8 protein-coding genes and 1 riboswitch are annotated in these 11,240 nt (G+C 65.1%); of the genes, 4 read left to right on the top strand and 4 right to left on the bottom strand.

The window, feature by feature from the left end:
* Positions 1-218: 218 nt before the first annotated feature.
* Positions 219-560: a hypothetical protein gene (locus B2747_RS14040; protein WP_291162169.1), complete on the top strand. Its 342-nt coding sequence runs from the start codon at positions 219-221 to the stop codon at positions 558-560.
* Between the two features lie 165 nt (positions 561-725).
* Here B2747_RS14040 and B2747_RS14035 read toward each other — a convergent pair whose 3' ends face one another.
* The 4 genes from B2747_RS14035 to B2747_RS14020 form a co-directional block, all read right to left on the bottom strand.
* The gene (locus B2747_RS14035; protein ID WP_291162167.1) at positions 726-3,158 is read right to left on the bottom strand and encodes an ATP cone domain-containing protein; all 2,433 of its coding nucleotides are present in this window, start codon (positions 3,156-3,158) and stop codon (positions 726-728) included.
* 203 nt (positions 3,159-3,361) lie between these two features.
* Positions 3,362-3,569, bottom strand: a riboswitch (cobalamin riboswitch).
* A gap of 235 nt (positions 3,570-3,804) precedes the next feature.
* Entirely contained in the window at positions 3,805-5,010 is a 1,206-nt protein-coding gene (locus B2747_RS14030; RefSeq protein WP_291162165.1) for a hypothetical protein, read from the bottom strand.
* Positions 5,007-5,549, bottom strand: a complete 543-nt coding sequence (locus tag B2747_RS14025; RefSeq protein WP_291162162.1) for an RNA polymerase sigma factor — start codon at positions 5,547-5,549, stop codon at positions 5,007-5,009. Before B2747_RS14025 ends, B2747_RS14030 begins: the two co-directional genes overlap by 4 nt.
* Positions 5,550-5,709: 160 nt before the next feature.
* Entirely contained in the window at positions 5,710-8,673 is a 2,964-nt protein-coding gene (locus tag B2747_RS14020; protein WP_291162159.1) for a S9 family peptidase, read from the bottom strand.
* Positions 8,674-8,786: 113 nt separating this feature from the next.
* Here B2747_RS14020 and B2747_RS14015 point away from each other — a divergent pair, with 113 nt between their 5' ends.
* From B2747_RS14015 to B2747_RS14005, 3 genes are read left to right on the top strand one after another with little or no spacing between them, the layout of a single operon-like run.
* On the top strand, positions 8,787-9,230 hold the full coding sequence (locus tag B2747_RS14015) for a GntR family transcriptional regulator (RefSeq protein WP_291162156.1): 444 nt from the start codon (positions 8,787-8,789) through the stop codon (positions 9,228-9,230).
* Positions 9,223-10,017, top strand: coding sequence for an ABC transporter ATP-binding protein (locus B2747_RS14010; protein ID WP_291162153.1), 795 nt, complete (start codon positions 9,223-9,225; stop codon positions 10,015-10,017). Before B2747_RS14015 ends, B2747_RS14010 begins: the two co-directional genes overlap by 8 nt.
* The gene (locus B2747_RS14005; protein WP_291162150.1) at positions 10,014-11,231 is read left to right on the top strand and encodes a hypothetical protein; all 1,218 of its coding nucleotides are present in this window, start codon (positions 10,014-10,016) and stop codon (positions 11,229-11,231) included. The genes B2747_RS14010 and B2747_RS14005 overlap by 4 nt, the downstream gene beginning before the upstream one ends.
* Positions 11,232-11,240: the final 9 nt, after the last annotated feature.

The following is an 11,240-nucleotide window of genomic DNA, read 5'->3' as shown; positions in this document are numbered from 1 at the left end:
ACCTGATCAGAGCTTCCCTAAGTGGGACGCTGAGCCGGTTGGCGTCACATCGGTCGTGGCGCCAACCGGTTGGAATACTGGCGCGGCTACAATCGGCGCGCCGGTCCTGCAGGACAGTTGCGGTATCTCGTTCACCACTCATTGGATTTCTTGTGACTTCACACCCCAAGGTGCAAAAGTGCCGCATACGGATGTGTCGCAATGCGCTGATGCTTTTCGTGACGGCCGTGATCATAAGCGGCTGCAGTTCCGACTGCATTGCACTCGGTACCTACGGTTTTGTAGTCACGGTGGTCGACTCGATCTCGAACCAACCGCCAAACGGCCAAGCAGAGGTTTCGATTTCTGCCGGAGACTATTCGGAAAGCCTGATTCGTCAACCATTCGCCAACACGCCGGTCTACACGGGTGGCAACCGCGAAGGCGTCTTTACGTTGCGCGTGACCGCAGATGGCTATCAGCCCTACGTTCAAGGAAACTTGAGAGTCAGAAGTGAAGGTCAGTGTGGTGCCTTCAACACCAACCGGATAACCGTGCGGCTGGTTCGCAGTGCGCCGTGACCAACGTTTGCGTCGCTGCGCGTGATTGAAGATCAGGGGCACCGGTGCACTGACGCAGCAGAACACAAGACCCGAAACTCGAACGCACAACTCGAAACTGATCAGTTCCGGGTTGTGCGTTTGAGTTTCGGGTCTTGTGTTGCTACGCCTTCACCAGCTGTTGCGTCAGACGATCTCGCAGGCTCCGCCCGCGCAGGCCACGGTGTCACCGAGCGTCGTCATGTCCGTGCCTTCCCAGAGGGCCGTGTAGTCCACCGCCCGGTACTGCAGCGCGTTCCACTTCGCCATGTCGGTCTCGGTGGTGACTTCTTCGCGCGGCGCCTGGGCGTAGACCTTGTCGCCCGTCTCACGCAGCAGCGAAATGCCGGTGAAGTAGTTGCGATTGGCCCAGATGAACTGCTGCACCGCATCCCACTCGTCGTCGCGCACGGTGACGGTGTTGGACACGTTGTGGTGCAAGCCGGGGTTGTACTGCTCGTGGCGACGGCCGGCCACCACCCAGTGCTGCTGCACGAGGCGCACGTACTCGAGGAACTGCACGGCGCCCACGTCGGCCCGCAGAATGGCGTCGGCCGGCGCCGTGACCGGGAAGGTGATCACGTCGGTGGTGTCCGGATCCCAGGCCGACGACTCGGTCATGTGCGGGTTGTTGAGCTTGAACCACTGATACAGCGGCTCGGTACGCGCGGCCTGCACGCGGCGGAAGTAGTGCCGCGCGTGATGCGGATGAATGCCCGAGCCCGCACCGAGCACGAGGCTGGCCGTGCCTTCCGGCTTTACGCAGGTGATGCGCGCCGCCGACGGAATGCCGATGTGCTCGGCGATGGCGGCGTTGGTGTCGAGACATTCCTGCGCGCCACGCTCGAGCACCGACGGATTGAGCAGCAGCGACGGCCGATCAAGAATGCCGCAGATGCTCACGCCCAGCAGCGACTCGCGCTCGTTTATGTAGCGCGTGGCGGCGCCCAGATACGGAATGTGCGTGTAGGCCGCCTGCAGCGTGCCCAGCAGCGCCGCCGCGCGGCAGCAGGCCAGGAAGCCCGCCTCGTCGTCGCAGGCGTTGGCGTTGATGGTGGTGAGGTTGCACATCTGCCAGCCGCTCACCGTGCTGCCCAGCGGCACATCCGGACGGCCGTACTCGGCCAGCTTGGCCTGCGCGGCTTCGTCCACCACGGCAAACGGCGCGAGACCGATTTCCACGCAGGGGTTGGCGCCGTACTCCACGTCGTCCACGAAGTAGAAGCCGGGCTCACCGAATTCCTTCTGCAGCTCGAACAGCTTCTGGAAGTCCGCCTCGCTGTGCTGATCGCGCACAAGCACGGCCGAGTTGTTGGACTTGCCACGCTGCGGGTTGGTCTCGAACCAGTTGCCCGTCTTGGCGGCCGCCATTTCGTCGTCGTCGGCCGAGAAGAGGCAGATGGTGGCCGAGCGACGGATGCCGCCCGAGAGCACCGCTACGGCGACGTGCATGAGGATGTCGTACACCTCGATGGGGCGCAGCGCGCGGCCCGACACCTGGTCGAGCATGCGCTCGACGGCGGAGAGGGCCTTCTTGAGCGGCAGGTGACCCGGGGCGCGACCGCCCGAGGTGCGCAGCGGCACACCACGCGAGCGGATCTGCGAGTAGTTGAACTCGATCTTCTTGTGATCGAGGTAGCTGTGCATGAGCGCGTCGAGCGCATCCGCCCAACCCTCGAGCGTGTCTTCGACGGTGAAGTGCACAACGGGCAGCTCATTCTCGGCGCCACGCACCGGGAAGGCCGGCAACTGCGCCACATGATGCTTCTGCACACTGAAGCCCACGCCGGTGCCCGACATGAGCAGGAAGAAGGCTTCCTTGAACGCGTCCACGCGGTTCATGTGCGTGAAGGCGCAGTTGAACATGCGCGCGTTGTTGGCCTCGATGGCGCGGCCACCGAACTGCAGCGAGCGCATGCTGGGCAGAATGGCCTTGCGCTGCAGCGCCTGCTCGGTCTCGTCCATGAGCGCGCGCAGCGTGCGTCCGCCGAAACCGGCCACCGGCAGGTCGAGCTTGTCGGCGAAGTGCGCGCGGTGCATGTCCATGACGCGCGTGAACGCTTCGGCCGGCGTCTCGCGGCGGCCCAGGTCTTCACGGTAGCGCGAGTAGCGCGAGAGGAAGATGTAGTCCTGCAGGCCGTTGTCCTTGTGCGCGGCCAGGCGGATCTGCGCGCGCTGCGCACGATAGATGACATAGCGCTTGGCCACGTCCCAATGGCCGCGCGCCGCGATCATCATTTCGACCACGTCCTGGATTTCTTCCACCGAGGGGTCGTGGCCATCCTGGGCCTTGCGCTCCACGGTGTTGACGACGAGCTGCGTGATTTCGCAGACATCGGCAAAGTCGGTGAAGCCGAGGCCGAAGCGATGGGCGGCGTCGTCGGCGTGCGGGTTCTGCGCTTCGTCGTGGCGCGCGGCGTAGAAGGCCAGCGCGATGGCGCGTGTGATGCGTTCCGGGTCCCAGGGCGCGCGGCGGCCATCGCGCTTGATGACTTCGGTGATGACGCGGACACCAGTGGCGTCATAGCTGCCAAACGGTGAGCGCGGAGCGGTGGAGCGGGGTGCGACGGACGTGGCCATTGGCAGTCTCCTGGGACGGGTGACCTGCGGGAAAGCACGCCCCCCGAGGACGGCCGTCGTGCGTGTCAGGAGGACCGGGCCACCTGACATGCAAAAGCTCCCGTGATGGTGCTGAACGGGAGCCCGAACGGGGCCACGCGGCGGCACTCGCAAGGAGTGGGTCGACGCGTAGCAATCCCCGGCGAACCCTCCCTCGAGGGGGCGCGCGGACTCGGCATCAGGCAGGTCTTCTGGCTTGGGCGTTTACCGAGAGCCACGCCTTCCCGCGTCAGACGCGACGCAGTGGCAGAACGGAGGCTTTCGTCTTCCCTTACAGCGGCGGGGCCGCCCCGGCATTGCACCGGAGTTCCCTTTTCACGGGCAAGCTGTTGCCACGCAACGACTTGTCCGACCTGATGGATGTGAGAAGCGGTTGTGATTCCCGTTTGCCTGGTCGCACACGTGAGGGCGAGCAAGCATCAGGGACGGGCAGTATCCGGTTTTTGGGGGCGGGAGTCAAGAGACAGTTTGACCGGGACGGCGGGAGCGGGGACGGCGGGAAGGAAAGGGCGGGGAGGCCGTCCACCGATCTGGGCCGTGAGCCGTGCGTTTTGGGTGTTGCGTGGAGCGGGCGGCGATATCGCGTGGTCCCGGGGGGGATTCGGAACTACGGGCGCTTCTGCGGCGCCACTCGCACCTTTTCCCGAAAACCGCCAATGAGGTGCAGTTCAGAGTTCGGATACTCCGCCACAAACGGTCCGTTTGTGCGCAGAACTTCGCCAGAGTTCTGACTGACCAGCCACGTTTCGTCATTGACGCCGTTCTCCACGATCAGTCTCCATACGGGAAATCGACCGGAAAACGTCTGCAGCGTATCGGTGCCATCGACGCGCACATTACGGAAGTCCGGTTTGCCGATCGCGAACATTCGGTTGTCTCCGTCAAGCACGCCGATGCTGCCCGTCCATGTGCGATTCAGCGGAAGCGCCTGCAGCAGTACCAGCATCATGCTTTCGCTAATGACGAAGGGACGCTGGCGACCAAATACCTTGGTCGTCCGCATCCGAAAGGGAACACGGGCCTTGCGCAGTGAGTCGGGTATGACTGCCGGATTGATGGAGTCTAACTCGACGAAGGAGCTGTCCGTGAACTCTTGATGAATCAACAGGGCGCCGGCGGCATAAAACCGTCGAATGGGGCGCATGGTGGTCGCATTCAACCAGAGCGTATCAACCAGCGGAACGCGAACGTTTCGGTCAATTGGATGAGGAGCGAGTCGTGATGTGACCAGCCGGAATACCCGTGCCGAACCGAGGCGCACTGTGTCCACGACCAGCGTGAACGCCTCATGGGGCAGGGTCTCGTGATACGCACTCGCGGAGAGCCGCACGTAGCTGCGCTGCCCCAGCTGCACACGTTGCGGCTCAAGTCCGCCCATTGGCGCGTACGCCGCCGGACGCGAACCCGGCGCACGCTGCGCATAGGCCACTCTTGGCCACGGCGAGAAGAGGTCGGAAACGTGTGAGGCATTCGACGAAGTGCGCGTGCTGGAAGTTGACGCACCCGGTGCAGTACCCAGTGAGGGCGCGGTCGAATCACGACGACCACCGAAGTCCAGATCGCTGTAGGGCAGGGTCAGGTAGACGAGCAGCCCCGCCGCACACCCGGTGAACAGCACCCAGGGCCAGCGGCGCACGCGTACGCCAGCGTCGGCTGTCGGCGAATCCGGAACGAGCACGCGCAGGCCGCTGACGCGGCTTTCGGCGATGCGGCGGTGCAGGGCATCCGAAGGCTCGGGCGTGGGGAGCGCGTGGAGATCGCGGACCAGCGCCGCCACGTCGGGCGGCAGGTCGTCGTGGTGCTGGGTGGTCATACGGGTATCTCCAGGGTCCGGCGCAGGGCTTTCACCGCGCGGTGGAATCGCACCTCCGACGCATTGGCGGAGATGCCAAGCAGGGCGCCGATGTCGGCGTGGGTGAGGTCATGTACCGTGCGCAGCACGAACACGTGGCGCAGTGGTGCCGACAACGCAGCAAGGGCCGCATGCACGCGCGGCGGCACGATGTGTTCGGGGGCCGCAGCGGCCACACTGGGCTCGGTGGCCGCATCCAACGCCGCAAACCGCGACTCGCGGCGTTGGCGCATGAGCGCAAGCCGCAGCGTCAGCGTGGACAGCCAGGCGGCGAACTGGCCGCGTTCCTCGTAGCGCGCCAGGGCCTCGGGCAGGGCTACGAAGGCGTCGTGCACCACGTCTTCGGCGTCGGCCCAACTGGCGGTGAGGCGATAGGCCACGAGCAACAGACGGCCGGCGTGGGCGTGGTAACAGGCGGCAAGCGCCTCCGCGTCACCGGCGCGCAATCGCGCGAGGTCCAACGAACGGGGCGGGGCGGGAGACGGCACAGGCAATGTCATACCCAAGCAATGTACGGGCAGAACGAATCCTTACATCAGCGGGCGGATGGCGTGGTGCCGACGAATGCACCACGCACACCCACAACGCAGAACTCACGTCGCACGGCTGTGGATCACGTGCCGTTCACAGCACGTGAGTCGCCTCCACAAGCCGCCCGACTCACATCGCGATCTTCTTCCCCTCGAGCTTCTTCTTCATCTCCCGCAGATGCTCTTCCATCTTGAGCCGCGGAATACCCTTGCTCAGCCACTCCGGTGCCGGCTCGCCCTTGAGGTAGCTGTCCCAGTACTCCATCAGGCGCAGCGAGTAGTCCTTGCGGTTCCTCATCTGCGCGAGGCCATGGTTCTCGCCCACGTACTCCAGCAGGATCACGTCCTTGTCCAGCTGACGCAGCGTGTTGTAAAACGTGATGCCCTGATTGAAGTCCACCGCGCCGTCCTTGTCGTCGTGCAGGATGATGAGCGGGGTCTTGATGCGGTCGGCAAAGCGGTTGGGCGAGTTGCGCTCGTAGGCGTCCTTGTTCTCGAGGAAGTTGCCCTTGAAACGGCCCTGCGAGCTCTGGAAGATGCCCTGGTTCGTGTTGCCCGTGTTCCAGTACACCGAGCTGTACATGCTCACCATGTCGGTGAGCGGCGCGCCGGCCACCGCGCTCTTGAACATGTCGGTCTGCGTGACCAGGAACGAGGTCTGATAGCCGCCCCAGGAGTGGCCGTGCAGGCCCACGGCCGCGCTGTCCACCACGCCCGTGCGAATGGCCGCCTTCACCGCCGGCACCACGCTCCACACCGCGCTCATGCCCGGATCGTTGATCTTGTACACGATGTCCGGCAGGAACACCGCGTAGCCGCGCGAGGTGTGCGCGCCGATGAGCGCATTGGGTGAGCTCGAGAAGTTGGGCGACCAGAAGGTGTTGAGGTTGTCCGACTGCAACTCGTAAATGAACGTCAGCGTCGGATACTTCTTGCCCTCCTCGTAGCCGGCCGGCAGGATGAGCGCACCCTGCAGGCTGTCTCCCTTCTCCGTCACGTAGCTCACCAGGCGCGAACCGGACGACCAGCGCACGCCATTGAGGTCGGGGTTGGCGTCCGAGAGCCGTACCGAGTCGGTCAGCGCCGCTGCGCCGAAGCTCACCCGCCAGTAGTCGGGGAAGCGCGTCGTGGTCTGAATGGACGCCACCCACACGTTGGCATCGCGCGCCTTCATGGGGGCGTGGCGCGCATCACGCCACCCGGTCACCGACACCGCGCCGGGCTTGCCCGGATCGATGCGCACGATGGACTCCTTCTTCGTGCGGGCCTGCATGGCCGCCATGTACAGCGGCTTCGTCAGGTCGAGGTCCCGCTCGCGCGGATCGAGCGGAATGAACCGGCTGTAGCGGATGCGCTGGGCACGCCCGTTGCCCGTGAGATTGGTCCAGCTCTTGCCCGCCATGCCCACGCGCCACACATCGTAGTTGTCGCTGATGAGCGCCGACTTGCCGTCGCGGCTCCAGCCCAGCACGCTCGTGGACGGACGGTCGACGTTGTGGTCGTCCTCCGTGTCGATGAACGACGTGGGGGCGCCCGCGGTGATGTTGGTGATGACCTTCGTGGCCACGTTGTAGCTGTGGAAGTTGCCGTCGTCCCAGAACATCACGTGGCTGCCATCGGGCGAGAGTGAGGCCTGACCACGCACGGCCTGCTTCACCAGCGTGCGTTCCCCGCTGCGCGCATCCACGAGATACACGTCGCGCTTCTGCACGCCGTCGACACTGGCGCGGCGCTCATAGGGCTGGTTGTCCGTGCCCAGCAGCCAGCGATCGCGCGCACCCAGGGTGCCGGTGCGCACCACTTCATCGGTGAGCTGCACGACCTTGCCCGTCTCCGGGAAGAGTGTGGCCACAAACGAGAAGCCGCGGTCGGCCTGCTCCTGCACGAGCTGCTGCGACTGCAATCGCGCATCCTTGCCGTGCCAGAGAATGAGCGTGGGACGTTCGTCGTCTTCGAGGCGCTCACTGCGCGGCACGGGTACCGTGGCCACCCGCAAACCAAACACGAGACCATCCATGCGCTCGGTCCAGCGCGGCGTGCGATCGGGACTCACTTCCATGCCGTTGGGCAGCGTGGCGTTGCCGCCTGCGCCAACCGTCACGCGGCGATTGCTGCGGCCCACGTCGCTGATGGCCAATGCCGCCCATGTGGTATCGGTGGCCGCGCTGTCTACCGTGCCCTTGAGCCAGGACAGAGCCGGCAGCGTATCGCTCCAGGCGAGCCGACGATACAAGGCCTTGTCGGCGTCGAGCGACTGTACCACGCCCGTGTTCAGGTCTCGGAGCTGCACGCCGTTGCCAATGCGCTCGCGCGCATCGATGGTGTAGGCCAGCCAGCGCGCCTTGTCGTCAAACGCAAAGTCGGACACGTTGCCGACGTTGAACAGCGTGCTGGTGCCCAGCTCATGCAGCAGCAGGTCGGTACCGGTGCCACCACCACCACCGCCGCCACCAAAGAGATTGCCACCCATGCCGGGCGCGCCGGGCGCCGGCCCGCCGCCACCACCGGCGCCACCACCACCCGCCGGGGCGTCGGGCCCATACGCATGCATGGCCAGCCAGCGCGGTGAGTCACCACCCAACTCAATGCGGCGCACGCGCTCGAATTCCTTCTGCTCGCCCGTGGCAAGATTCACCACCAGCGCCTTGGTCTGAATGGGCCGACGCTGCTGACGCAGTCGCTTGGCGTCGGCGGCCTTGGGATAGACCAGCATGGCCACCCACTTGCCGTCGCCGGAGAGCTGCAGGCCGGGTGTGCCGCCGCCGCCAGGACCACCACCGGCCGCTGGCGCCTCACCGATGGCGAAGCGATGCACCTTGCCGCCTTCTGCCGTCTGGCGGACGATGACTTCGGCGTCGCCTTCATTGGGCGCCTGAATGTAGGCAAACCAGGCGCCGTCATTGGACAGCGTTGCACCGCGCAGCGTCTTCCAGGCCGCGATGTCAGTCGGTGTCATGGCGCGCGCGGGGCCCGACGCGGCTGGTGGCGCGCCCTGAGCGTGCACGCTGCGGAGGGCCAGGGACGGGGCGGCCAGCACGGCCGCGCTCAGGAGGAAGGGCAGCGTCGCCACGCGACGCCGGGGAGGCGGGAACATCAAGGCTCCGGGAGAGAGGACCTCCCAAAATACGTGGTGGGCTGCCCGGGTCACGCCTACTGGGACAGAACGCGATATCTTGACAATATGTGTACTAGTACGAATAGTACACCATGCTTTCGTTTCCAGTGGTTCTGGTCCCGGGGGAGTCTCCCTACAAGCAGGTGGTCTATGCGGCGACCAAGGCTATTGTGGCAGGGACGATGTCAGCGGGCACACCGTTCCCCTCGGTGCGTGAACTATCGCAGGCGCTCCGCATCAACCCGAACACGGCGCACAAGATCGTGGCCGAGCTGGTAAGGCAGGGGTTGTTGGAGGTGCACCCGGGACGGGGGACGGTGGTGGCGGAGCAGCCCGAGGCATCACCACAGGCGCAGCGGGCGCTGCTCTCGCGCCAGGTGGAGGCGCTGGTGGTGGAAGCCAAACGGCTGGGAATTGAGGAGGGCACGGTCCTTGAGGCCGTGCGCGAACAATGGCAGGTGCTGACGCCGCCTGTGAGCGCGGCACACAGTCAACCGATAGGTGCCGGCAACGGCAAGGATCAATCGCATGAATGATCGCGAAACTCGGCCCGCCAACGGTGCCGCAGTGCAGGTCAATCAGCTGCGCTTCGGCTATGGGGTGCGCAAGGTGCTCAAGGATCTGTCGCTCGACGTTCCGACCGGCGCGACGTACGCATTGCTCGGCGCCAACGGCGCGGGCAAGTCCACATTGCTTCGCGTGCTGGCCGGCATGGTGCCGCCGTATAGCGGCCAGGTGAGGGTGCTGGGCACGGCCTTGTATGCCAACGCATCACGTCAGCGCTGGATGGAGCTGCGTCAGCGCATCGCGTATGTGGCTGCCGGTCAGCAATTGCCGGATCACCTCACGCTGCGGCAATTGCTGGCGTACTGCGCTCCGCTCTATCCCAGCTGGGACTTCACGGTGGTGGAACGATTGCTGGACACGCTGCGGCTCGATATGGGCGAGCGGTTGTCGAATATGTCGCGTGGTCAGCGCATGCAGGCGGCGCTGCTCTGTGCCCTCGCACCGCGTCCCGCCCTGTTGCTGCTCGACGAACCATTCACCGGTCTCGACCTGTCGGCCAAGGACGCCATCGTGCGTGCCGTGCTGGAGCTCGCGGCGGATGATCAGTGGACGGTCATCGTGGCCACGCATGATGTGAGCGAAATCGAAATGCTCGCCGATTGGGTAGGATTTCTTCGTGATGGCCGTATCGACGTGTCGGAGCCACTCGATGTCCTGCGCGCGCGACACGGTGCGGGTGGGGAAGGTCCGGTGACGTTGCGCGATCTCTATCTCTCGTACGCTGCTCCCTCTACCGAGTCGAGGAGGAGCGCATGACCGCGCCTTCTCCGGCCATGCCCTGGCCAAATGCGTCTGCCTCGCCGTCGGCGCTGCGTGTTCTGCGCACAAGACTCACGGCGCAAACCTGGCATCTGATCCGATGGGACGCGGTCCTACTCTGGCGTTGGTGGCTCGCGCTGTTGGTGCTGTCTGCGGTTGCTGCGCTGCAATCCACGGCGGTGGCGTCGGGTACATCAGTCGTTGCCGGTGTTCTCGGTGTAGGCGCGTTGGCGCTGACCACCATGCTTATGATCATCACGGCCGTGCATCACGATCGCCCAGACGATCCGCAGGCGTTCTGGCAGGGGCTGCCGATCGATGGGCGGGCGCACGCGCTGGCCAAGTTGTCCTTGACCATCACGACAGTGCTACCACCGGCGTTGGCGGCTGCGTGGTCACTTCATCATTCGGGCATTGAGGTCGTGCAACTGCCGCGGCATCTGCTGCTGCCTCTCTTCACCTCGTGGAAGCTCAACATCATGGCGCTGGCCTTTGCTAGCTGCACACGGCGGACGGGCATCACGCTGGTGGCCATGCTGGCCTCGTGGTTGGTGCCCCTCATGTTGTTCGGCCTGCTCATGCCAGGCAACTTTGCGTTGGAGTTGATTCAGCCGAGCACCACGCTGCGCGCGTCGGTGCTGCTGGCCAGCGTATCCGGTGTCGGCGCGCTCATCTGGATGGCTTACAAACTCCGCGAGATGCCAGTCGCGGTGCGCCTCATCATCGCGTCGTTTGTGGGCTGGGGACTCTGGTATGGCAACCTGAGTGCGCTGGCGGCTCCCGAGCCAGCCTTGCCGGTGGTGGATGCCGGAGCGATAGCAGTCCGCGTCACCAACATCGCCGAAACTGATGGCCGCCTGCGCTTCGACCTTCGTGCGCAGGGCCTCGACCCGGCGCGTCGGTACGAGGTGCAGGGGGCCAGCATTCGCTGGGAGCGCGCGCCGGCTGACACAGCTACCGAGTTTGCGATGTGGTCGCCCGACACCACGCTACGCACGCTACAGAGTTTTGTGCTGGCCAAGGCGCTGGATAGAGACTCCGTGGTCGTTGAATCCTCGCCCATGGCGGCCATTGCTTCTGGCACGCTCTCTCCCGAGCTGAAAACGGTTGGCAGTCTGTCCATGTTGCGTGGGGCGGCGCCCGGGCGCGATTCGCTGCTTACCCTGCGTGCGTTCGCCGAGCTCCTTGTCGTGCGGCTAACAGGATGCTGAAAAAGCTGG

Origin of the sequence: Gemmatimonas sp. UBA7669 (genome assembly GCF_002483225.1) — a bacterium.
Classification (GTDB): domain Bacteria; phylum Gemmatimonadota; class Gemmatimonadetes; order Gemmatimonadales; family Gemmatimonadaceae; genus Gemmatimonas.
This window is presented reverse-complemented; position numbering and strand designations above follow the sequence as displayed.